This window comes from Stenotrophomonas sp. YJH_SMC_64 (assembly GCF_059371375.1).
The window spans coordinates 30600-52746 of the sequence record NZ_JCAFUN010000018.1; the positions used below are offsets into that span (position 1 = coordinate 30600).

General features: G+C 67.1%; 21 protein-coding genes. 4 read left to right on the forward strand and 17 right to left on the reverse strand.

All coding sequences use genetic code 11. From position 1 onward, the window contains the following. Nucleotides 1-27: 27 nt before the first annotated feature. The 11 genes from AC5P9L_RS18385 to AC5P9L_RS18435 form a co-directional block, all read right to left on the reverse strand. Complete coding sequence (locus tag AC5P9L_RS18385; RefSeq protein WP_279915582.1) at nt 28-642, reverse strand: hypothetical protein; 615 nt, start codon at nt 640-642, stop codon at nt 28-30. Between the two features lie 105 nt (nt 643-747). Continuing rightward, nucleotides 748-1374: an ATPase gene (locus AC5P9L_RS18390; RefSeq protein ID WP_024956515.1), complete on the reverse strand. Its 627-nt coding sequence runs from the start codon at nt 1372-1374 to the stop codon at nt 748-750. Nucleotides 1375-1377: 3 nt separating this feature from the next. Further along, nucleotides 1378-1719 (reverse strand): type II toxin-antitoxin system prevent-host-death family antitoxin, encoded by a 342-nt coding sequence (locus tag AC5P9L_RS18395; protein ID WP_005413623.1) that lies wholly within the window; start codon nt 1717-1719, stop codon nt 1378-1380. A 70-nt stretch (nt 1720-1789) separates the two neighbouring features. Next, on the reverse strand, nt 1790-3385 hold the full coding sequence (locus tag AC5P9L_RS18400) for a sensor histidine kinase (protein ID WP_005409859.1): 1596 nt from the start codon (nt 3383-3385) through the stop codon (nt 1790-1792). Between the two features lie 9 nt (nt 3386-3394). Then, nucleotides 3395-3799 (reverse strand): response regulator, encoded by a 405-nt coding sequence (locus AC5P9L_RS18405; protein WP_024956513.1) that lies wholly within the window; start codon nt 3797-3799, stop codon nt 3395-3397. Between the two features lie 135 nt (nt 3800-3934). Further along, nucleotides 3935-5389 carry a surface lipoprotein assembly modifier gene (locus AC5P9L_RS18410; protein ID WP_227415377.1) on the reverse strand — a complete coding sequence of 485 codons (1455 nt, stop codon included), beginning with the start codon at nt 5387-5389 and terminating at the stop codon, nt 3935-3937. A gap of 90 nt (nt 5390-5479) precedes the next feature. Further along, a complete protein-coding gene (locus tag AC5P9L_RS18415) occupies nt 5480-6244 on the reverse strand; it encodes a Slam-dependent surface lipoprotein (protein ID WP_024956511.1) in 765 nt (254 codons plus the stop codon). A 53-nt stretch (nt 6245-6297) separates the two neighbouring features. Continuing rightward, a complete protein-coding gene (locus AC5P9L_RS18420) occupies nt 6298-9420 on the reverse strand; it encodes a TonB-dependent receptor (RefSeq protein WP_111193254.1) in 3123 nt (1040 codons plus the stop codon). A 182-nt stretch (nt 9421-9602) separates the two neighbouring features. Continuing rightward, nucleotides 9603-10559, reverse strand: coding sequence for a FecR family protein (locus AC5P9L_RS18425; protein WP_060380434.1), 957 nt, complete (start codon nt 10557-10559; stop codon nt 9603-9605). Nucleotides 10560-10641: 82 nt separating this feature from the next. Beyond that, nucleotides 10642-11145 carry an RNA polymerase sigma factor gene (locus tag AC5P9L_RS18430; protein ID WP_043033323.1) on the reverse strand — a complete coding sequence of 168 codons (504 nt, stop codon included), beginning with the start codon at nt 11143-11145 and terminating at the stop codon, nt 10642-10644. A gap of 185 nt (nt 11146-11330) precedes the next feature. After that, entirely contained in the window at nt 11331-12257 is a 927-nt protein-coding gene (locus tag AC5P9L_RS18435; protein WP_495230687.1) for a LysR family transcriptional regulator, read from the reverse strand. Between the two features lie 151 nt (nt 12258-12408). Here AC5P9L_RS18435 and AC5P9L_RS18440 point away from each other — a divergent pair, with 151 nt between their 5' ends. From AC5P9L_RS18440 to AC5P9L_RS18455, 4 genes are all read left to right on the forward strand, one after another. Next, entirely contained in the window at nt 12409-13275 is an 867-nt protein-coding gene (locus tag AC5P9L_RS18440) for a pirin family protein (protein WP_005409867.1), read from the forward strand. 72 nt (nt 13276-13347) lie between these two features. Further along, nucleotides 13348-14028, forward strand: a complete 681-nt coding sequence (locus tag AC5P9L_RS18445) for a hydrolase (protein ID WP_227415376.1) — start codon at nt 13348-13350, stop codon at nt 14026-14028. Between the two features lie 55 nt (nt 14029-14083). After that, entirely contained in the window at nt 14084-14725 is a 642-nt protein-coding gene (locus AC5P9L_RS18450) for a hydrolase (protein WP_227415375.1), read from the forward strand. Between the two features lie 84 nt (nt 14726-14809). After that, nucleotides 14810-15208: an OsmC family protein gene (locus AC5P9L_RS18455; RefSeq protein ID WP_005413631.1), complete on the forward strand. Its 399-nt coding sequence runs from the start codon at nt 14810-14812 to the stop codon at nt 15206-15208. A 42-nt stretch (nt 15209-15250) separates the two neighbouring features. On the opposite strand, the gene AC5P9L_RS18460 is transcribed toward AC5P9L_RS18455, so the two are convergent. The 6 genes from AC5P9L_RS18460 to AC5P9L_RS18485 form a co-directional block, all read right to left on the reverse strand. Beyond that, nucleotides 15251-15580, reverse strand: a complete 330-nt coding sequence (locus tag AC5P9L_RS18460; RefSeq protein WP_005409871.1) for a hypothetical protein — start codon at nt 15578-15580, stop codon at nt 15251-15253. Between the two features lie 97 nt (nt 15581-15677). Continuing rightward, on the reverse strand, nt 15678-17423 hold the full coding sequence (locus tag AC5P9L_RS18465) for a putative porin (RefSeq protein WP_262101585.1): 1746 nt from the start codon (nt 17421-17423) through the stop codon (nt 15678-15680). Nucleotides 17424-17465: 42 nt separating this feature from the next. Next, on the reverse strand, nt 17466-18131 hold the full coding sequence (tolA, locus tag AC5P9L_RS18470; RefSeq protein ID WP_005409873.1) for a cell envelope integrity protein TolA: 666 nt from the start codon (nt 18129-18131) through the stop codon (nt 17466-17468). Nucleotides 18132-18170: 39 nt separating this feature from the next. Further along, nucleotides 18171-18584, reverse strand: a complete 414-nt coding sequence (locus AC5P9L_RS18475) for an ExbD/TolR family protein (protein WP_005409874.1) — start codon at nt 18582-18584, stop codon at nt 18171-18173. A 10-nt stretch (nt 18585-18594) separates the two neighbouring features. Further along, a complete protein-coding gene (locus tag AC5P9L_RS18480) occupies nt 18595-20379 on the reverse strand; it encodes a DUF2341 domain-containing protein (protein ID WP_005413634.1) in 1785 nt (594 codons plus the stop codon). A gap of 38 nt (nt 20380-20417) precedes the next feature. Next, nucleotides 20418-22034 carry a ShlB/FhaC/HecB family hemolysin secretion/activation protein gene (locus tag AC5P9L_RS18485; RefSeq protein ID WP_227415373.1) on the reverse strand — a complete coding sequence of 539 codons (1617 nt, stop codon included), beginning with the start codon at nt 22032-22034 and terminating at the stop codon, nt 20418-20420. Nucleotides 22035-22147: the final 113 nt, after the last annotated feature.

The following is a 22147-nucleotide window of genomic DNA, read 5'->3' on the forward strand; positions in this document are numbered from 1 at the left end:
GGCGAATACGCCCGGCACTCCCTGGCGCTATTCCCTGATGTGAGTCAGCTTCCCCGGCGTCCAACGCAGCGTCCATGTGTAGTTTCCGTCCGGCGGACAGACGTGGCGGTTCGGGCTCTTCCATTCGCAGACCGTCGCGCCGGCACTGACAGTGAAATCGACAACGATGCGATCACCCTGGATGCGGATGGCACGGATGGCGCCTGGAATCTGTTCAGCCGCGTCGTCAGCATAGCCATACCTGCGGATGGCGGCATAGTCCTCTGCTTCCACCGGCGACAGGCTGTTCGGGTTCTCCTGGCCGCGCGGATCGTTTGCCGTCAGCGCCGTCATCACCGCAACAACGTTGCTTTGGGCGAAGCTGCCGCCGGAATAGTCGGACGTGTAGAAATACACGACCTCGGCACGGCCATCGCCATCGAGATCGGCAACAGCGGTCCAAACCGGGCGGAAGTCGGATTCAATGTCGCCGCCGGGAATCAGCCGCAGGTTGGCTTCGGCGGCGTGGAAGGCCTGCACCAGGCTGGGCGGCGATGGTCGCTTGGCGGCAGGCGACGCTGCCATCGTCGGCATGCAGGACAGCGCCAGCGCGGCAAGCACCAGGCAGATAGAACTGGAGCGGAACGTCGCAGGTCCGTGCATGTCATCCTCCTTGAGTGTGCGGTCAGTCTAACCGCAGCTCCGGTGGCAGTCGTGCACGGCGCGGTTTCGCGCGATGTGTGAAAGGTATCCACGTATGGCGTGGATCTAATCCGAGGTGTTCAATTCCATCGCACGCATCACGATGGGCTTGGCCCAATCCGGCGTATGCAGCAGCTCGGCCACCGAGACCGGGTACTGCAGCTGGCCATGCGCCATCGCCAGCACCGGCAGCGGCTCGACGCAGCCGTCGGCGTCGGCGGGAGCGCTGTTGTCGTAGACATGCAGCTCGGCCAGGTGTGGCAGCAGGTCCAGCAGGTTCTCGCGCGCCGAATCGAAGCGGGCGTGGATCTTCTCCACCGGAATATCGTGGCCACCGGCCGCTACCCGCGCAGCGACGCGGGCGATGTGCAGCTCGACGCTGGCCAGGCCGCAGAACCATACCGCCACATGATGCTGCTCACAGGCCTCGCGCAGCAGACCTGGAATGGTGTTGCCGCCCAGCGTGGTCTCGAAGGCGAAGTCCGTGCCATCGGCCATGGCCTGGCGCAGGCGGCGGGTGCCTTCCTGCCAGGCCTCCGCATTGGCATCGGGCAGCGGCCAGCCGGCCTCCACCAGGCGCCGGGTGAACGAATCGGGGTTGAACCAGCCCAGCCCTTCGGCTTCCAGCCAGGTACCCAGCAGCGAACTCTTGCCGGCGCCATTGACGCCGGCAAGCACCAGGATCCGCCCCATCGGTCAGAGCGGGCGGCCGAGGGTGACCTTGCGACCGCGGCGGATCGGCTGGCCCAGCACCTTGCCCAGCCCCTCCCCGCGCTGCAGGCTGGCCAGGGTCTGGTCAAACTCACCGCGCAGGCGCAGCAGTTCTTCGCTGCGCTCACCGGCATCGCCGCCAGCGGCCTTGGCCAGCAGTTCCTGGTAGGTGCGGATGTCCACGATCACCGCTTCGGGGTGGTTGTGGTTGGTGATGACCAGCGCCTGCTTCTCGCGCACGGTGCGCATCAGGCTCGGCCAGCCACGGGTCTTCACCGACGACGCGGGGGCCTTTTCGAGGCCAGGCAGATCCAGCGGCAGGGTCATGGCACGGCTCCAGACGGGGACAGTTGAGGCCATTATGCCCAATTTGGCCCAATTGGGAATAAATGGACTTTTACCTGCCGGAACCGCCCGCCGCCGCGCCGGGAGCATCAGTCTGCAGCAGGCTGTCTCGCTCGCGCAGCGGAAAGCGGATCCAGGCGTCCAGGCCCTGCGGGCCAAAGCGCAGCTCGCCGCTGCCGGCGAGTTCGTAGGGCACGCGCTGCTCGATCAGCGCCCGGCCAAGGCCACGCTGCCGGGGCTGCTCCCAGTCCTCCACTTCGGCATGGCGCTCACACCAGTGCAGACCCAGCCATGGCTGGCCGGCCTGAACCTGCAGATCCCAGGTCACCTCGATCCGGCCATCCTCATGGGTCAGTGCGCCATGCCGCAGGGCATTGCTCGCCAGCTCGTGGATCGCCAGGGACAGTACTTCGGCCGCCTTCGGCGGCAGCAGCACATCCTCGCCCTGCAGGCGGTAGGCCGCCGCTGCCGGCGTCTGCGCCGCGATCTCCTCATCGAGCATGCCACGCAGGCAGACCCCGGCATTGGCGCCGCGGGTCAGCAGGCTCTGCGTGCGCGCCAGCGACATCAGTCGCCCGCACAACCGTTCAGCGTATTCATCCACGCTGCTGACCGACTCGCGGGTCCGCCAGGCAATGGCATGGATGGTGGACATGATGTTGCGCACCCGGTGCTGCAGTTCGGCCAGCAATACAGACTGGCGCTCGGTGGCACGCTTGAGATCGTCGATGTCCACGGCGATGGCAAATACGCCGCTGACCTCACCGTCGCCATCGCGCAGGGGCGCGGCCGCGACCCGGGTCCAGCGCGCGCGTCCATCGTCATGCAGATACTGGAACTCCAGCCCCGGCACCACGGTCTCGCCGCGCATCGCACGGGCGATGGCGAAATCCTCCGGCCCGATGGCGCTGCCGTCCGCATGCCAGCCACGCCAGCGATGCAGGTTCACCTCATCCGTGGAGGGCACCTTGCCGCTGGGCAGGTAGGCACGCATCTGGTCGTTGGACAGCTGCAGGCGCCCTTCGGTGTCGACAATGCAGACGCCCACCGGCAGCACCTTGAAGGCCAATGCCAGGCGCCGGTCCGCCTCCCGCCGCTTCTGCTCTTCGCGCTCGCGTGCCGATTGGGCCACATGCGCCGCTGTGGTCTCGAACATGGTCACGAGCACGCCGTTGATGCGCCCTTCCTCGCCACGGATCGGGCTGTAGGTAATGGTGAACCAGACATCCTCCAACCGCCCGCGTCGCGCCAGGGGATAGAGTTTGTCCTCGTAGGTGATGGTTTCGCCCTGCCAGACGCGCTGGTAGATGGGCCCATTGATATGCCAGACCTCGGGCCAGCACTCGCGGGTCGGCTGGCCGAGCCCGCCGGGATGCTTGTCGGCCAGAATCTCGGCATAGCCATCGTTGTAGAGCTGCACCAGCTGCTCACCCCACAGCACGATCATCGGGAAACCATGGGCCAGCATCAGGTCGACGGTGGCGCGCAGGTGGGGCGGCCACTGCTCGCAGGCACCCAACGGCGTGGATGACCAGTCGTGGCGGGCGATGCGCGCGGCCATGCCATCGTGGCGCACATGCAGCTGCGGTGCAGGTGGCATCTGGCCACGCAGCTTGGCGGCGTGGATGTCTTCAGGACGGCGCGACATGCCGCGCAATCAGGCAATGCCCGCAGAGACCTGCGGCGCCGCCACCAGCGCGGCCAGCTGCTGCACCAGCGCTTCGATGTGATAAGGCTTGGTACAGCGCGGCGCGCTGGCAAAGCGGCTGGGCAGGTTGTCGTCGTAACCGGAGGTCAGCAGGAAGGGGATACCCGTCTCGGCCAGCCGATCGGCCAGCGGATAGACCTGCTCACCGCCCAGGTTGATATCCAGCAATGCCACATCGATGGGATGGGTATCGACCAGCCGCCCCAGCGCCTGCAGGTCACCGGCAGGCCCCACCACCTGTGCGCCTTTCAGCTCCAGATAGTCGACCAGAAACATCGCGATGGCGAATTCATCCTCCGCCACCAGTACACGCAGCCCTTTCAGGCCCTCTGGTTTGTTGCCCGCTTCCAGCACGACCGGCGCTCCTCGATACACGCGGCCCAGCTCTGCCGCAACACCCGAAGGATGCGCGAAACGGGCTACAAGAGCGCGTGATGATGAATGAAGATCGCGGCGACGGCGCGTTCACCGTGCAGCGCAGCGGCGCGTTCAGAAGGCCCGTTCCCATTTCAGGCTGAGCAGGCTGCGGTCGTGGCTGTACAGCCAGCCGACGTTGCTGTCGATGCGCGCGTAGCGCAGGCTCAGGCTGGGCACCAGCCCGGCCACCGCCAGGCGCTCGCTGCGCACGACAGCAATCAGGTTCTGTTCGCTGTCCTCGCGCCGCGCCTCCAGCAGCGGGCTCCACGCCTCGTAGTCGCGCTCGCGCAACGACACGAACACGGTGGCGGTGGTGCCCGTCCACTGGCGCGCCGCCCCCAGGCGCAGTCCACGCTGGCGGTAGCCGTTGGGCGGATTGGCGGCGCGGCTGTCACTCAGGTCCAGCCCGGCAAAGAGGGTCCAGCGCGGATTGAGCGCACGGAACCAGGTGGCATACACCGCGGCCAGCTCACCGTCGTAATTGCTGGCCAGGCCGCGCTGGCGATAGCGCTGGCGCTTCCAGTCGGCCTCCAGCCTGAGCAGGCTGCGCGCATCCAATGCATATTGCCATTCGCCATGCAGCCCGCTGCCGCCCTGCAGGGCCCGGTTGCCCAGGCCCTGGTAGTCATAGCTCGGCGCGATCTGCAGGGTATGCCGAGCGCTGCGCCAGCTATAGCCCGCCTGCACGCTCGCATTGAGCTCGTTGTAGGCGCTGTGCCCGCGCCATGCCTGGCCGAACGCAAGCCCGCGCACATAGACGCCGTGATGACCGGCCAGTGCCCAGCGACGCTCCAGGTTGCCGTCGTAGTCCAGGCCCATGGCGCGCTGGGCATCGGGAAGATTGCGCTGGATGATGCAGGTGTCGCCCACTCCGAACAGGCAGGTGCGGCTGGCCGAGCTGCGGTTGATGTTGTCGCTCCATGCCGGGCCGGCTGCCAGCGCTCCTTTCCAACGCCTGCGCGCCTGCAGTGCGGCCAGGTAGGCGTCCACCCGTCCGCGTACACCTGCGGTAGTGGGGTCGTCGGCATTGATGCCACCGGCGATGGCCGTGAACAACGCCTCCGCATCGCGGTCGCGCTGGTCCTCGGCATGGACACGTGCAAGCTCAAGGCGGGCCGGCAGGAAATCCGGCTGCGCCGCCAGCAGTGCTTCGTACTCGTTGGCCGCGCGGCGGTGATTGCCGGCCACCCGCGCCAGGCCGCCCTGCGCGTAGTGGCGCAGCAGCGGGTCGTGGCCGGGCAGTTCGATGTATTCGTCCAGGAAGCGCTGCGCTGCGCCCCATTGCTGATGCTGCAGCGACAGGTACAGCGCCTGGCCCAGATCGTCGACCGTGCGCTCCACGCGCAGGGTCTGGCCGTCGATGGTGATGGTCGGTCGCGCCGACTCGGCCTGCTGCAGGCGCTGCTGGTCCTGCTGCTGGTGGCGCAGCTCGCTGCCCTGCTCCAGCACACGACGAAGATCATCCTGCTGGGCGCGCACATCGGCAGCCGCCAGCAACAGGATCACAAGGAAGATGGGATGGCGCATGGTCGATCCGTGGCGGTGCATGCAGCGGGCCGAAGCAGGGACTGGCGGATCGCGGCTTGTCCCTGCCCTGCCCCGTCAGGGGCGTGGCAATCAGTTCTTGCTGCCGCCGAAGGCGGTGTCGTACTGGCTGTTGCCGGCGAAGGTGGCGATGCCGGCCAGGGTGGCGGCGTTGGCGCCGAAGAACTGGCCCTGGGTGGTGCCGTTGACGCTGCCATTGACGTTGGCCGAACCGGCGAACGATGCATCGGCACTGTTGATGTTGGCAACGATGGCCAGGGTCAGGCCATTGCCGGACAGCGCACCATCCAGGGTGCCGGCGCCGAAGTCGGCGTCGAAGGTGCCGCTCAGCAGGTTGCTGCCGTTGAACTTGTTCAGGCCGGCCACGGTGTAGGACGCCACGCCGGCGGGCAGCGTGGTGCCGGCGCGGTCGCCAACGAAGTAGACCTGGCGGTTGTTGAAGCCACCGGCGGCGCCATCCTTGGACCATTCGCCGAACCAGACATCACCACTGCCGACCTTGACGAAGTTGAAGTGGCCCATGCCGGCGTGGCTGCCCGGTGCGCCGGTGATCGGCATGGCCAGGGTACGTACCGTCACGCCATTGACGGTGGTGGGTGCCGAGTAGGCGCTCAGGCCCTGGAAGTCCACCGGCTTGGCCTGGGACACGGTACCGACACCGATGCCGGCCTTGCCAGCGCGGTGCGGGCCGCCATTGACCTGCGATTCGCCAACCGCCACGTACAGCTCGGCATCGGTCCTGGCACTGGCGGCACCGACGATATCGGCAGCATGCGCGGCACCGACCAGAGCCAGCGAGGCGGCAACGGCGAGCACCGAACGGGAGATCATTTTCATGGTATTGCTCCTTGGTTGAGGGAACTACGGGTACAACGCTTGAAGGTGGGAGATCAGAAGCGCGCGGTGACGCCGAGCTTCAGGGTGCGACCCGGGGCTGGCAGCGTGGACCGCGTGGCTGGATCGACGTAGTAGCGGTTGCCGAGGTTGCTGCCGACCAGTTCGACGCTGGCATGCTCGTTGAAGCGCCAGCGCGCATAGGCATCGACGGTGGTGATGTTTCCCCAGGTGAACGGCACGTTCTGCCAGAGCAGGCCGCTGCCCCCGCTCAGCAGGCGGTCACGGTAGGCCTGCAGGTCAGGGTTCTCGTGCCGCTGGTAGTGCACGATGCGGCTGCCCAGCTCCAGGCGCTCATCGAACAGGCGCGTGCCCAGCGACCCGTTGATCGACAGCTTTGGAATGGCCTGGGTCAGCAGGTAGCCACCGACGAAACCATCCTGCACGCAGTTCGGAACCAGGCCGCGGTTCGCGTCCAGGAGCACCGCCGTGCTCTCGTCACACACCTCGTTTTCCAGCGTGCGGGTGATGCCAAGATCGGTGAAGAAGCGCCGGTTGTCGAAGCGGGCCTGCAGTTCGATACCACGGATGGTCTGCTTGTCGATGTTGTCGAACAGGAAGTTGCCATCGCGTTCGATCACGTCACGGGTCTTGTGCACGTAGTACGCCAGCTTGACGTCGGCATCGGCGGTGTTGCCGAACAGGGCCGACAGGTTGTGCACGTAGCCCACCTCGTAGTTGTAGGCGTGCTCGGGCTTGAGCGCATGCAGCGGATTGAGGCTGCCGGAGAAGGCGATGGTGCTTTCGAACATGCTCGGGAAGCGCACCGCTTCGCTGTAACGCACGTAGGCACGGGCGGCCGGGGACAGGTGTGCAGTGGCCGAGAAGGTCGGCAGCCAGGCATGGTCGCGGCGGCGGCTGTTGCGTCCATCGACCGGCTGCGACTGTACGCTGTTGCCGATGTTGCAGACCTGGTCGCTGCCGGCGAACACCGGCTGCACGCCGGGAATGGCCGCCACTTCGCCATTGAGGCAGGGATTGCCGGCGCGGGTGTAGTTGCCATCGGCATCGGGCAGCCAGGGCCGCGTGTACCGGACCGGACGCGGCGTCTCGTACGGTGCCAGCAACGCACGGATGCTGTCGTCGATGAACCAGCCCATGCCGCGCTTTTCCCATACGGCGCGGCGTGCTTCCAACGCGTCGATGCGGGCCTGCAGATTGGCGGGACGGGGCGGCAATTCGTTCACGGTGTACTGCGCTTCCTTGCCACCTACGCCCTTGGTCAGCAGCTCGGGGTGCGCCTCGAGGAAATCATCGAAGGCCCAGTAGCGGCTGTAGCGCACGCCTGCATTGAGGGTGAGGAATTCGACCGGCCGCCACTCCAGGGTCAGGTAGCCTTCACCCTCCTGGCGGCGCCCGGCACGCGGGAACATGCGCCAGCCATCGGTGGTGCCGAAGTACGGATCGCGGGACCCCAGCTTCTCGTACTGCCAGTTGCCGCCCACGGTCAGGTCCAGGGTCGAATGCAGCGCGAAGCGGTTGCTCAGGATCAGGCCGGTGCGGTCATTGCGCGCGTTGGCCAGCGCGGTATTGCGCAGGATCGGGCTGGCGTCCGGATTCCATGCCGGATTACCCACTGCGAAGTTCGGGAAGCCGCCAGCGCTGTAGGTATCGCTTTCCGTTTCCGTGCGCCACAGGTTGGCGTACAGGTCCAGCCAACGACTGCCGGCGGGCTGGAAACGGTATTCCAGGTTCCACGCATCCGAATCGACCCGGCTGAGCGGCCACTGGATGCGGCCGTAGTCGGGGGCCGACAGGATGCGAGACGGCATGATCTCGCCGTAGTGCGACAGCGTGCGCCGCCAGGTCGCCTTCAACTGCTGGTCATCGTTGATCTGCCAGCTGCCTTTGACCAGCCAGGAATCCTGTTCGCTGGAGGTATTGGGCACTTCATCGCCGGGCTTGAAGTAGCGCGCCAGCGTGGTGATGTAGTCGATGCCCTGGTACTCGAACTGCTCGCGCTGGTCCTGTTCGTAGTAGGCGCTGCCCTGGGTCCCGGAGAAGTAGTTGCCGCGCTTGCGCCAGGCGTAGGCGGCCATCAGGTCGACGTTGTCGCCACGCACGCCCAGCGCCAGGCGCCAGGCCTGGTCCTCGCCATCGAAGGGATTGTTGCCACTGCGCGACTTCACCGGCACCACCAGGGTGCGGTCGTCGTAGGGTGAGTTCGGCGAGCCCTGCGGGAAACCCAGCACGGTGCGGTAGTCCTCGCCGGTGTGCAGCCGCGGCAGGCGCGGTGCCACCGCATTGCTGCTGCCTTCGATCTTCAGCTCCCCGCCGAAGCGCTCGCCGGCAGCGACGATGTCATCGACGTCGATGGTCTTGATCACCAGCGCGCCACCGATCCCGCTGTGCACATCGCGCACCAGCCCTGGCCCCTTGATGACCTGGATGCCACCAATCAGGTTGGGATCGATGTAGTTGCGGTTGCTGACGCCGTTGTAGCCACGCCAGACCGTGAGCGCCTGTTCGCCGCCGTCGATGCTGACCGGCACCCGCCCGGGCCCCTGGATGCCACGGATGTTGACGTCCAGCGCGCCACTGTTGCGCGCATCGCCACTGAACACGCCGACCAGATCCTTGACCACGTCGGCCGGATTGGAGCCTCGGTAACGCTCCACCCGGTCGCGCCCCGAATACGCCGTGGTCATGTCCAGCGCGAACACATCGTCGTAGCCACGCCGATCGCGGGCCTCACCCCCTTCCGACTGAAGGCGACCGGCCACGTCCAGTGTTTCGGTCACCCGCACCCCTTCCCCTTCACCCGCCTCCGCTGCGGCCCGCAGGCTCCAGGTACCGTCCATGCCGCGCTGTGCACGCACGCCGCTGCCGCGCAACAGCTGCTGCAGCGCCTGCATCTGGCTGTACTCACCCTTCACTGCGCTGGAGCGGCGGCCGTCCACCAGGTCGCTGCGGAACACCACCTGCACATCGGCCTGGCGGCCAAAAGCGCGTACGGCATCAGCCAGCGGCTGCTCCGGAATGGTGTACTGGCGCACCGGCGCGACGATCGCCGGCTGCGCCTGCACGGCCGGCACCCAGGCCAGCGGCAGCAATGCGGTGGAAACAGCCAGGGCCAGAGCGGTGGCGCGACGATGACAGGCGGATGCCGTGGACGGCATGGACGGGAACTCCTCAAGCGTGGCGGGACCACGGGCACATCCGGTGCCGGTGGCGTGTCTGGCTTGAGGAGAAACGGTGTTTCGCTCTGGCTATACCTCTATAGACACCGGGGCACTGCAGTTGCCCACGGTTCTTTCATGTTTTTTTCATCTGGCGGGCCGTGCGCTGCGCCGCAGGCACCTCACCACAGCACCAGCGCGCCGCCGGGCAAGCGCTGCACGCGCAGTCCTGCCTGCGCGGCCACCGCATCGATGGCCGTCTCCGGTTGCTGCAGGTGGAACAGGCCACTGACCCGTACGCTTGCGCCCTGCCCGCCCAGTACCCAGACCGGAGCACGGCGGTAGCGCGCCAGATCGGCGATGGCCTGCGCGGCTGGCTGATCGTCGATCACCACCTCGCCCCGACGCCACGGCGCCACGGCATCCGGATCGGCCTGCCGCAGCGGCTGCAGCCAGCGACCGTCACGGAACACCCGTGCCTGCCCGGCATGCAGGCGCTGTACGCTGCCATCGCCAGGGCGCACATCCACTACGCCCTCACTGACCTGGGTCACGACCGTGGTGTCCTGCATCGACACGCTGAAGGCGGTGCCGATGTCACGCACCTGGCCGCCCGCCGCCTCGACCTGGAACGGGCGCGCCTCGTGTGCTACCTGGAACCAGGCCTGCCCGCGCAGCAGGCGCAGGTGCCGCCGCTGGCCATCGAACTCAACCGCCAGTGCGGTACCGGCGTCGAGTACGGCGGTGCTGCCGTCCTCCAGTTGCACCACGCGCGGTGCATCGCTGCTGCGCAGGTCACTGCGTGCCAGCAGCAGCGCGTGCGGCGCAGCGGCAACCATCAGCACCACCGCAGCTGCGCTGGCCAGCAGCCACGGCAGGCGGCGCTGAGGCGCGATCGGGCGCAACCCTTGGCGATCAGCCGTCAACCCGGGCAGCGCGGCCAGCACGTCGGGCCCGGCGGCATCCAACCCTTGCCAGAAGGCCTGCTGCTGGCGCCAGGCCAGCGCATGGCGAGGGTCGGCCTGCAGCCAGCGCTGCAGGGTTCGTTGCTGGCGTTCCGGCAGCGGGCCTGCACTGCACTGGATCACCCAGCGCAACGCCTGCCTGGCCTGACGCGGCGAGGGTTCGGACGTGGTCATGGTTGTGGCCTGCCGCACCACGAACGGGTGCGCCTTCCTGTTGTGACAACGGCGGGCGCGATCTGCCCACGGCAATCGCCGCTCATCGATGCATTCCCTGCTGGTGCTGCTGGATCAACAGCGCCGCGCGCAGCACATGCTTGCCCACCAGGCTCTTGGAAATACCCAGCCGGGCGGCGATTTCGCGCTCACTCAGGCCCAGGTAGCGGTTGAGCACGAAGCACTCACGCACCTGCGCCGGCAGCGCGAGGATGGTCCGGGTGATCTCGCGCAGTTGTGCCTGGTCCAGCGCCTGCGCCTCGCCATCGCGGCTGGCCTCGGCCATGTCGAGGGCGTACTCGGCCATCCCACGCCGCTCGCGGGCGTCGGACTGGCTGCGGTTGAGCGCGTGATGGTAGGCCATCCGGTACAGATAGCCGCGCGGTTCCAGGATGGGCGGGTCGCCGGGCACGCTGCTGGCCTTCAGGTACAGGTTCTGCAGGGTGTCCTCGGTACTGGCCGGGTCGAGATAGCGCGCGATGAAGCGAGACAACGCACGGCGCTCGCGGATCAGCAGCTCGACCAGCGCCAGGGCATTGGGAGACATAGGTGCCAAGGCCGGACCGGGGAATGATGGGCGTGATGGCGACGGTCCGGACGTGGATTGTGGGCTGCACGGCCGCAGGCGGCAAGCGAAGGCCCGTCGCGCGGCACCAGGATCATCCACGCATGGCGTGGATCTACCAGGCGGTGGCGGATCCAGTAGATCCACGCCATGCGTGGATGGAAGAGCTAGGGTTCCTCCAGCGCCTCGAAGCGTTCGGCGAGGTAATCGATCAGTGCACGCACCGCCGGCAACAGGCCGCGTCGCGACGGGAACACCGCGTGCACGATGCCGTGCTTGGGCACCCACTCCGGCAGCACCGGCACCAGCGCGCCACTGGCCAGTTCGTCACTGATCATCATCCGCGGCAGCATCAGCAACCCCACCCCGGCCACCGCAGCGGTGCGCAACGCAATCATGTCATCGCTGACCAGCCGCGGGCGATGATGCACGCTGGCCAGCACGTCGCCCGGCCCGGTGTATTCCCATACATGCTGCTGGCTGGGCGATGCCAGATCGACGGTCGGCATCATCGCCAGGTCGGCCGGCACCTGCGGCGTGCCCAGCCGCTGCAGCAGCGCCGGACTGGCACTGGTACACCAGACGCGACGCGCCAGCACGCGTACCACCAGGTCGCTGTCCTCCAGTGGCGGCGGCCGCACCCGAATCGCCACGTCCACACCCTCGCCCACCACGTCGACGCGCCGGTTGGTGGCGTCCAGCTGCACCGTCACCTGCGGGTGCTGGGCCAGGAAGTCGGCCAGCATCGGGCCGATGCGCGCGTGCAGGATCGCGATCGGGCACGCCAGGCGGATCGTGCCGCGCGGCTCGGCGCGCGACATCGCAATCGCTTCTTCGGCTGCTTCGGCTTCGACCAGCATCGCCTTGCAGTGGCGGTAGTAGTCCTGGCCGAACTCGGTGACCGAGAAACGCCGGGTCGAGCGCTGGATCAGGCGCACGCCCAACCGTTCCTCCAGCAGCGCGATGCGCCGGCTCAGTTTCGACTTCGGCATGGCCAGCGCCCGACCGGCCTGCGAGAAGCCGCCGTGCTCGACCACCATGGCGAAGTAGAACAGGTCGTTGAGGTCGCAACGGCGGATATCAGCGATGAACACGGGGCGATCTCCTGTGGCGCAAGGCGCGCACCCATTGTTCACCAGATAGGACTATGACGGCAAATATTGGCGTCTACCGGCCCAATTGTCGCGGCGATATCGTCTCCTGCAACGAAGAACAGCGGCCGGCAGCCCCGGCCAGGAGATCGCCATGAAGCGTGTCACCGGTACCTACAGCGCCCCGCGCCCGCACTGGGTGGGCGACGGATTCCCCGCCCGCTCGATGTTTTCCTACAACACCCACGGCCAGCACCTGAGCCCGTTCCTGCTGCTGGACTACGCCGGCCCTTATACCTTCGCCCCCAGCGATACCCCGCGCGGGGTCGGCCAGCATCCGCATCGCGGTTTCGAGACCGTCACCATCGTCTATGAGGGCGAGGTCGCCCACCGCGATTCAACCGGCGCCGGCGGCACCATCGGCCCGGGTGACGTGCAGTGGATGACCGCGGCCTCCGGCATCCTCCACGAGGAGTTCCACACACCGGAGTTCAGCAAGCGCGGCGGCACGCTGGACATGGTGCAGCTGTGGGTGAACCTGCCGGCGCAGGACAAGATGGGTGCACCGGGCTACCAGACCCTGCTCGACGCACAGATCCCCTCGGTTGAACTGCCTGAAGGCGCCGGCCGGGTGCGTGTCATCGCAGGCCGCTTCGACGGTCATGCCGGCCCGGCCCGCACCCACACGCCGATGGATGTCTGGGACATCCGCCTGCGGCAGGGCCACCACGCCGAACTGCCGGTGGCCGATGGCCGCACGCTGGCGCTGGTGGTGCTGAAGGGCACGGTGCGGATCAACGGCGGCCAGCCGGTCGGCGAGGCACAGCTGGTCACCTTCGACCGCAGCGGCGAGGACGTGTTCGTCGACGCCGACAGCGACGCCACCGTGCTGCTGCTCAGCGGTGAACCGATCGACGAGCCGGTGGTGGGCTATGGCCCGTTCGTGATGAACAGCCAGGCCGAGATCGCGCAGGCGGTCAACGACTTCAACAGCGGCCGCTTCGGCCAGATCGCGCACTGATCGTTTCAATGCGGCGGGCATTGGCCCGCCGCACCTTCCGGGCCATCGCCCACCTTCTCCAGGAGACTGACCATGAGTACCCCCGCCAACTTCAACGGTGCCCGCCCGGTGATCGATCCGGACAACGCTGCGATGCTGCTGATCGACCATCAGAGCGGCCTGTTCCAGACCATCGGTGACATGCCGTTCACCAGCGTGCGCGCCCACGCCACCGCGCTGGCGAAGATGGCCACGCTGGCAAAGATGCCAGTGATCACCACCGCCTCTGTTCCGCAGGGCCCGAACGGCCCGCTGATCCCGGAGATCCACGACGCGGCCCCGCATGCCCAGTACGTGGCACGCAAGGGTGAGATCAACGCCTGGGACAACCCGGAATTCGTTGCCGCGGTGAAGGCCACCGGCCGCAAGCAGCTGATCATTGCCGGCACCATCACCAGCGTGTGCATGGCCTTCCCGTCGATCGCCGCCGTTGCCGATGGCTACCAGGTGTTCGCGGTCATCGACGCGTCTGGCACCTACTCGAAGATGGCCGAGGAGATCACCCTGGCCCGCGTGGTGCAGGCCGGCGTGGTGCCGATGGACACCGCCGCGGTGGCCTCGGAGATCCAGCGCACCTGGAACCGCGACGATGCCCAGCAGTGGGCCGAGGTCTACACGAAGATCTTCCCGAACTACCAGCTGCTGATCGAAAGCTACCTGAAGGCGCAGGACGCGCAGAAGAACCACGAACAGCTGGATTCGCAGCGCAGCTGACCTACGCCCGGGGTGCCGGCCCGCTGTCGGCACGCCTCTCAACCGGAGACCCACCATGTCCAGTGAACCGATCCGCGACCCGGCCAGCGATCATCTGCTGACCCCACAGAATTCCGCCTTCATCATCATCGACTACCAGCCGGTGCAGGTGAACTCCATCGCCTCGATGGACCGCCAGCTGCTGGTCAACAACATCGTCGGCACCGCCAAAGCCGCCGTCGCCTATGGTTTGCCGATCGTGCATTCGACGGTGAACGTCAAGACCGGCCTGAACAAGCCGCCGATTCCGCAGCTGCGCAAGGTGCTGGGTGACTACCCCACCTACGACCGCACCACCATCAACTCCTGGGAGGACGTCGAGTTCCGCAAGGCGGTGGAAGCCACCGGCCGCCGCAAGCTGATCATGACCGCGCTGTGGACCGAGGCGTGCCTGACTTTCCCGGCCCTGGATGCGTTGAAGGAAGGCTATGAGGTGTATGTGGTGGTCGACGCCGTCGGCGGCACCTCGCTGGCCGCGCACGATGCGGCGCTGCGCCGCATCGAACAGGCCGGTGGCCAGCTGATCAGCGTGCCACAGCTGTTCTGCGAGCTGCAGCGCGACTGGGCCCGTTCGGAAACGGTGCCGGCCTTCATGAACCTCTTCATTGAAACCGGTGGTACGGCAGGCATCCAGTTCTCGTACGATCGTACCGCGTGATTGGATGGCGGCGCCGGTCCTGGCCGGCGCCGCCTTTTGGAGCAGTCGAACATGGCTCGACGCCACAGACAGATGGAGAACGTGATGGCCTACGCACGCATTGTTTCAACCGCCGACAACTACCTGCACCACATCAGCAATGGCACATTCGCCGTGGATGCGGACGAGCCCGCCTCACTGGGCGGCCAGGGCAAGGGCTTCGCACCGTTCGACCTGTACCTGGCCTCGCTGGCGGCGTGCACCGCCATCACCCTGCGCATGTACGCGCAGCGCAAGGGGTGGGAACTGGGCGAGTTCCATGCCGAGCTGCGTTCGGAACGTGACGCGGATGGTCGCTTCCATGTGCACCGCGTGCTGCATGCCAGCGCCGAGCTGAGCGATGCGCAGTGGCAGCGGTTGCTGGAGGTGGTGGAAAAGACCCCGGTGACCCTGGTGATGCGCGAGGGTGCGCGCATCACCAGTGAGCGTGGGGCTGCAGCGTAATCCCATCCACGCATGGCGTGGATCTACTGTAGAGGCGAAAGCTCAGCGCCGTGAATGCAGCACGGTGCGCTGGCGCATCGCGTTGAATTCCTGCTCCACCTGCTGGATGTCTTCGGCCTGGAAACCGGCCGCATCCAGCAGCTGGTCGGCGGCAGCGGCGGCCAGCGGATCATCGTCACGCTGGCGCCAGCAGCGCGCCGGCAGGAAATAGCCCACCTCGCTGCGCCCGCGCATGATCACCACCGGCCGGCCTGCATACAGCAGGAACTCGGCCAGGTGCTGGCGCAGGCCCTCGACGGAAACATAGGCCGGCCCAACACCCAGCATCTGGCTGGACGGTTCGGGACTCTCGAACAGCTTGCGACGGCTCATCCACTCCTCCTTTTGAACAACGCGTGGTCTCCTTTCCTTAGACGGGCGCATCGCTGCGCCCCCGCCACGCACTACGTGATCCGCATCACGCCGCCACTCAGAAGCCGGTATTGAACTCCAGCTGGAACACGTCGATCGACAGCGGCGCGCCGGACACTTCCTTGGCCGCCATCCACTTGCCGCTGATCCAGCTGCGTGCATCCAGCGCGTAGGCGCCGCCCACGTAGTAGCCGCGGGCGTTGGTGCCGCCCAGGTGGAAGTTCGGATCGTTGTAGGCGTCGGGCAGCGCATCGGCCTCGATGTGCTTGTAGCCCAGCAGCGCCTGCCACTGACCCTTCTCCTTCAGCTCGGTGGCACCGAAGGTGGCCTGCACCATCCACGCGGTGTCGCCGCTACGGAAGGTATCGATGCCGACAGTATCGCCGGCGCCGTAGTTGTTGACGATGCCGTTCTGGGCGCGGCTGAACATGGCCTGCTTGTCGTAGGCCAGGTTGCGGATGTAATCGCCGTCCAGGCGCAGACCGACGCCCTGTGCCAGCTGCGTGTCCCAACGCAGGTTCAAGGTAGCCAGGCGGAAGGCCGAGGCCAGGCCGACATACTGCGGGGTCGGCGTGTTGGCCGGGTCCAGCGGATTGCGCGCGATGTCGCGGATCAGCATCAGGGTGTTGCCCTTCTGCATGAACGCCGGGCGCGACCAGTCGGTGTCACAGCCCACCGCACCCGCGTACAGGGCGCACGGTGAGGACAGGCGGCCGCTGATGTTCTTGAAGTCGTAGTAGCCCAATGCAGCGCGCAACGTATTCTCGTCATTGAAGCGCCAGTTCACACCTACCTGCGCACCGGACAGCCACTTGTTCTCATTCGGGGTCTTGACCCGGCTCTGGCTGGGCGAGCTGTCGGAGGTGTACTCCAGCGGCACCACCGCGAGGTTGCCGAACAGATCGAGATCCCCCCCGTTGAAGTCGTACTTCAGGTTGGCGGCCAGGCCATCGAAGTTGAGGTCGTTGGAGAACAGCGTGTCACTGGTCCAGAACGGATTGCCGAAGCGGCCACCGCGCACGGTCACCCAGTCCGCCGGGCTGTAGGCCAGCCAGGCCTGGTCCAGCCACACGTCCTTCTTGCTCAGGCCGCCACCCAGCTGCTCGGTGGTCGACACCGGGCCATTGTTGCTGCCGCTAGCCAGGCGCACGCCGGCCGTGGTGTGCTGACCGATGGTCGCCTCGATGCCCAGGCGGGCGCGGATGCGCCACAGGTTGCGGCGGTCCTGGCGGGTGTTCAGCAGCGGCGGCAGCTGCAGGTTGGTGTTGGTGTTGGTGTCGAAGCCGTTGCCGGAATTGATCGACGACCAGTTGCTCACGATGTCGCTGTTGCGCTCGGAGTAGAAGCGCGACTCGCTGCGCACACGCATGTCACCGGTGACCTTGATGCGCTTGGTCCACTCGGCCACTTCGTTGGGTGCCGCCCAGCCCTCCGATTTCGCCTGCGCCATCACGTCCTGGCGCACCTCATCACGGATGCCGTCGCGCACGCTCTGCGGCACGTAGGGCACGCGCACGTCACCGGCCTCCAGGGCCACGCCACCACTGGCGGCCGAGGGCGCGGCGACTGTACCGCGCTGGGCGGCCGCTGCTTCGGCCTCGGCCTGCACCAGCAATGCCTGGCCGTCTTCGGGCTTCAGCGCACCGCTGGCGATCAGGCCCTTGATCAGCTTGACCATGGTGGTTTCGGCGGCCATCGCACCGGCCGGGGCGGCCAGGCTGAGCAGCACGGCGCAGCACAGCAGCGCCCGTCGGGCCGGCCGCAGGCGGCGGGAGTCGGTTCGTGCGCGGACGTGGTCGTTCATCACGGTTCTCATCGAAAGAAGGGAAATCACGGAGGTCGGGAATCAGGCCCCGGGCCGGCGGCCCTGGATCAGCACGCGGGCGGGGAAATCGAGCGACGGCGGCGGTGCCTGGTCGACCTTGCCGATGCGTCGCAGCGCATCGAGCACGGCCGCGTCGGCCTCCTCGTTGCCACTGCCGCGCACCAGCTCGACCTTTTCCAGGCGGCCATCGTTGGCCAGCCACACATTCACCTGCAGCTGGAACGCCAGGCGCTTGACCTTGTCATCGCGCGAGATCGCCTGCTGCATCAGGTAGCCCAGGTAGCGGCCGTAGGTAGCGTTGCCGGCGCCACCACGGCCAACGCCGGACGAACCGCCGCCACTGCCGGACTGGATACCGAAGTTGTCACCACCGGCCTGCGCATCGGCATTCATCGTTACCGGGTCGGCATTGTCCGGAGTCGGGGTCGGCTCTTCGGCCGGCGTCGGCTGATCCAGCGGCTCCGGCTCGGGAATGGTCTCTTCCGGCGGCGTTTCGGGTTCCGGCGGCTTTTCCGGCGGTGGCGGCGGCGGCGGAGGGGGCGGCGGCAGCGCCAGCATCGGCGGCTGCACCACCGGCCGACGGGTACTGGCAGTGTCCCTGAACAGCATCCACCACACGGCGATGCCGAGCACCAGCAACGCGGCCAGCACCAGCGCGACGGTCACCAGCAACTGGCGGCCGCGCATGCCGGGCTCCGGCCGAGGGGGTTGATGGGCCGTCATGCCTCAGCCCTGCGCCTTGCCGGTGACCAGGCCGACCTGGGCCAGCTCCAGCCGCCGCAGCAGGTCCAGCACCTCGACCACGCGGGCGTACTGAACCTGCGCATCACCGCGCACGATCACCGGGAAATCCGGCGTGGTCGCGCGCTCGGTGCGCAGCCGGTCTTCCAGTTCGGCCATCGTCACCGGGTAGGCATCCAGGAACACCTGTCCACTGGGGTCGATAGTGATCGCCTTGGTCTTCGGCTTCTCCAGCGCGACGCTGTTGCTGGCCTTCGGCAGGTTGACCTCGATGCCGGGGATGGAGGCGTTGCTGGTCAGGATGAAGATCACCAGCACCACCAGCAGCACGTCGACGAAGGGCGTCACGTTGATGCCCTTCTCGCGCTTCTTGATGCCGAACTTCGCCTTCTGGCCCATGGCGTGCCCCTCAGCCCTGGACCGCGGCCGGGCCGCGCCCGTCCTGCTCTTCGGCCAGGCGTGCGGCGAACTCGTCGATGAACACCGCCATGTCCGCGCCGATCGCTTCGGCACGCGCGCCCAGGTAGTTGTAGCCGAACAGCGCCGGGATCGCGACGCCGAGGCCGGCAGCGGTACACAGCAGCGCCGCCGCCATGCCGGGCGCCACCGAATTGATGTCCACCGCGCCAGCCATCGCCGCCACCACGAACACCAGCATGATGCCGATCACGGTACCGAACAGGCCCACGTACGGCGCGCCTTCGATGGTGGTCGACAGCCAGTTCATCCGCCGCGCCATCGCTTCCTGCTCGCGCACCATCACCGCATCCATCGAGGCGCGGATCGCCGCAATGGTGGCGCCACTGAGATAACCACTATTGCCGTCGCGCTGGTGGCGCTGCTGCATTTCATCGATGGCCACCTGGTAGATGCGCCACAGCGAACCGTCGTGCATCGCGGTGGGTGCCTTTCCCTGGCGGTCCATGTCGGACAGGGTGCGCAGCGGCACACCCGACAGCTTGCCGAAGCTCTCGGTGAACACTGCATTGGCCTTGCTGGTACGGCCGAAGTGCCGCCCCTTGGCGATCATGATCGCCCACGACAGCAGCATCATCAGGCCCAGGATGGCGACCACCACCCAGGCGTCGAACGGCATCGCCTTGAGAATGAAGGCGAAGTGGCTCTGCCCGGCGGACTGCTCGTCGGCGCCGTAGCTGATCAGGCGCGAGTCGGCGCCCTGCGCGGTGGCATCGGCCAGCAGCAGCGCGGCCGGACGTGCCACGCGCGAGATACGCAGCTCATCCAGCGCGCCTTCGAAGCTGGCCAGCGGCTGCACCGCGCCCGGCGCATCGGCGCCCACCACCGGCGCGGTGGTCAGCGCCGGCAGCTCGCCGCTCAGCTGGGCGACCACGCGGCCATTGAGGTACAACTGCAGTGCGCCCTTCTCTGCGGTCAGCGCCACATGCGCCCACTGCCCTTCCGGAATCGGCTGCGCCGGCGTGCTGCGCTGGCCATTGAGCTGCACGAACGGCACCCGGTTTTCGATGCCCAGCACCAGTTCGGACGCACCGTCGCGACGCGCGTAGATCGCCTGTGCAGCGTTGTTGCTGCCTGGCTTGATCCAGGCCGAAACAGTGAGCGGCGCGCCCGCCTCCTGCGCAAGCGATGCGCTGGCCGGCAGCGGCAGCGGGGCTGCACCCAACTGAACGCCGCGGCCGATCACCGAGCCTTCCGATGGCGGCACCACGGCACCGGCATTGTTGCCATAAGCGGTGGTGTCGCGTGCCGGCGCATTGGCCTCGGCGAAGTGGTAGACCAGCGTATAGTCCGGATCGAACACCTGCTGGCCGTTGCCGCTGGCGGGGGCCTTTTCATTGCCGTAGTACATCCAGATCGTCTGCGGTGCCGCAGCGCTGACCGCCGGCACGTCCACCCAGACCAGGGCCAGGCCCAGCTTGGGATCGAACTGTTCGATCTGGTGGGCCAGCACGGTGCGGCCATCACCCGAGACAAAGCGCAGGTCGTTGCCCGCATCCTGGGTGCCGTCGAAGCCGAAGTTGCCGGTGTGCAGGCGCAGCAGCAGCGGCGTGCGACCCGGATCACCGGCCAGGCCCGCGCCCTGCGGGCCGGCGTCGATGGTGATCGGCTTGCGGTACTTCCATTCGGCCTGCCACCAATTGGCATCGGCCGCAGCGGCCGGCAGCGCAACCAGCGCGGCCAGCAGCAACAACACTCGGGAAAGCAAACGGTCCATGCGAAGGGTCTCCGGAGAACGCATGTTCAAGGGAAGGGTCAGTAACTGGTGCTGATGTTGAAATGCAGGCGTGGGTCGTCCTTGCGCGTGACCGGGCCATCGGCGTAGGGCCAGGCGTAGTCCAGGCGCAGTTGCAGGTGTTCACCCAGGCGCAGCTGCGCGCCCAGGCCGACCGCGGCCAGGTTGTACTTGTCGCGCTGTTCGGGCAGCGGCTGGCGCAGGCGCAGGTAGGCCGCGTCGGCAAAGCTGTAGACACGCAGGTCGGTGCCGCTCCACGGCGACCATGCCGGGGTGCGCCATTCCAGGCTGGCCAGGCCGCCGTAATCGCCGATCGCCTCGGCCGACAGATAGCCGCGCACGGTGTACATGCCACCGGCGGCGAACTGCTCGGCCGACACCAGCGGCGCATCGGTCACCTGCAACGAGCCGCGTGCATACCACTGCCAGTCGCTGCTGAACGTGTGCGTGTTGGCGACGTCCGCCTTGAACGCGACGAAACTGGGGTCTGCCCAGTAGCGCTTCTGCCCGAACCCGATGGCATCACTGCCATAGCCGAACAGACGACGGGTACCGGCCACCAGCTGCGTGTTGATACTCAACTGATCCTTCTCGCCCTGGCGCACACCGACAAACCCCAGGGTGATCGGCGCGTACTTCAGCGGCGTCTTCAGACTCTCCTTGCCCATCTGCGTGTCTTCCTCGGTGTCCTTGAAGTCCACGCCGAGGCTGAGCTGGCGCCACCACTGGCTGCTGCCGGCCAGTCGATAGTTGAGCTTGAGACCGATCGAATGGCCGTTGCCGATCACATTGGTTCCGGTGCCGGTACCGACCTGTCCGCCCGCGTTCAGCACGCGGCTGTCGGACTTGTAGCCGGAGGCTTCCAGGCTCCACGGCGTGCCTTCGAACGGCATCGTGTACGAGGCCGAGAACACCTTGGCCTGCTTTGTATCTTCCGGCGCCAGGTACACGCCGATGTTGGCGCTGTGCCCCCGCTTCCACAGGTTGTCGTAGGCCAGCGACGCACTCAGCCGCAGCTTCTCGGTGTCTGCGCTGTGATCGTTGTTGAGTGACGCGCTGGCACGCCACGGCGACTTCTCTTCGACCTGCAGGTCCACATCCATCGTGCCCGGCACCTGGCCTTCGCGCACCAGCGGCATCACCTGGCGACGCCCGCCCTCATTCAGTGCGGTCAGTTCCTTCTGCGCCTGGTCGAAGTCCGGCACCTTGCCTTCCGCCAGTGCCGGCACGCGTTCGCGGATGCGCTCGGGCGATTCGTGCTTCGTTCCCACGACCCGCAGCTGGCCAATCGGTGTCTGCTGTACCTTCAGCAGCACCACGCCGCCGCTGACCTGCTGCTCGGGCAGCTCCACGTAGACCGACTGGTAGCCCGCCTGCTGGTACAGCGCATTGACCGCATCGCGTGCCTTCTCGACATCGGCCAGGGTCTTTCCCGGTCCGAGGAAGGGCTCGACCGCGCGTTCGATCTGGCGCGGATCGAGCACGGTATTGCCGCGCACGATGTACTCATTGATGTTCACGCTGGGCGCGGGCGCCGCCTCCTGCGCGAACAGCGGCAGCGGCAGCGCCGCCAGGGCCAGCACCAGCGGATGCAGGCGCAGCGGGAGGCGGACGGCTCGGCACGGAACAGGAGTCATCGAAGGCATCGCGTCGTATCGAAGGAAAGGGCCATGGAGCGGCGCGTGGGTCTACCAACAGGACGTGTACGTCGCGTCAAAACCGCCAACAGTTTTGTGACAGCACTGTCATC

Excerpts from the sequence above, each read along its gene's own strand:
- AC5P9L_RS18475 (WP_005409874.1), bottom strand. The coding sequence starts at position 18,584 with ATGGGCCAGAAGGCGAAGTTCGGCATCAAGAAGCGCGAGAAGGGCATC.
- AC5P9L_RS18455 (WP_005413631.1), top strand. The coding sequence starts at position 14,810 with ATGGCCTACGCACGCATTGTTTCAACCGCCGACAACTACCTGCACCAC.
- AC5P9L_RS18415 (WP_024956511.1), bottom strand. The coding sequence starts at position 6,244 with ATGAAAATGATCTCCCGTTCGGTGCTCGCCGTTGCCGCCTCGCTGGCT.
- AC5P9L_RS18410 (WP_227415377.1), bottom strand. The coding sequence starts at position 5,389 with ATGCGCCATCCCATCTTCCTTGTGATCCTGTTGCTGGCGGCTGCCGAT.
- AC5P9L_RS18440 (WP_005409867.1), top strand. The coding sequence starts at position 12,409 with ATGAAGCGTGTCACCGGTACCTACAGCGCCCCGCGCCCGCACTGGGTG.
- AC5P9L_RS18385 (WP_279915582.1), bottom strand. The coding sequence starts at position 642 with ATGCACGGACCTGCGACGTTCCGCTCCAGTTCTATCTGCCTGGTGCTT.
- AC5P9L_RS18425 (WP_060380434.1), bottom strand. The coding sequence starts at position 10,559 with ATGACCACGTCCGAACCCTCGCCGCGTCAGGCCAGGCAGGCGTTGCGC.
- AC5P9L_RS18395 (WP_005413623.1), bottom strand. The coding sequence starts at position 1,719 with ATGACCCTGCCGCTGGATCTGCCTGGCCTCGAAAAGGCCCCCGCGTCG.
- AC5P9L_RS18485 (WP_227415373.1), bottom strand. The coding sequence starts at position 22,034 with ATGACTCCTGTTCCGTGCCGAGCCGTCCGCCTCCCGCTGCGCCTGCAT.
- AC5P9L_RS18400 (WP_005409859.1), bottom strand. The coding sequence starts at position 3,385 with ATGTCGCGCCGTCCTGAAGACATCCACGCCGCCAAGCTGCGTGGCCAG.
- AC5P9L_RS18480 (WP_005413634.1), bottom strand. The coding sequence starts at position 20,379 with ATGGACCGTTTGCTTTCCCGAGTGTTGTTGCTGCTGGCCGCGCTGGTT.
- AC5P9L_RS18390 (WP_024956515.1), bottom strand. The coding sequence starts at position 1,374 with ATGGGGCGGATCCTGGTGCTTGCCGGCGTCAATGGCGCCGGCAAGAGT.
- AC5P9L_RS18465 (WP_262101585.1), bottom strand. The coding sequence starts at position 17,423 with ATGAACGACCACGTCCGCGCACGAACCGACTCCCGCCGCCTGCGGCCG.
- AC5P9L_RS18460 (WP_005409871.1), bottom strand. The coding sequence starts at position 15,580 with ATGAGCCGTCGCAAGCTGTTCGAGAGTCCCGAACCGTCCAGCCAGATG.
- AC5P9L_RS18445 (WP_227415376.1), top strand. The coding sequence starts at position 13,348 with ATGAGTACCCCCGCCAACTTCAACGGTGCCCGCCCGGTGATCGATCCG.
- AC5P9L_RS18420 (WP_111193254.1), bottom strand. The coding sequence starts at position 9,420 with ATGCCGTCCACGGCATCCGCCTGTCATCGTCGCGCCACCGCTCTGGCC.
- tolA (WP_005409873.1), bottom strand. The coding sequence starts at position 18,131 with ATGCGCGGCCGCCAGTTGCTGGTGACCGTCGCGCTGGTGCTGGCCGCG.
- AC5P9L_RS18450 (WP_227415375.1), top strand. The coding sequence starts at position 14,084 with ATGTCCAGTGAACCGATCCGCGACCCGGCCAGCGATCATCTGCTGACC.
- AC5P9L_RS18430 (WP_043033323.1), bottom strand. The coding sequence starts at position 11,145 with ATGTCTCCCAATGCCCTGGCGCTGGTCGAGCTGCTGATCCGCGAGCGC.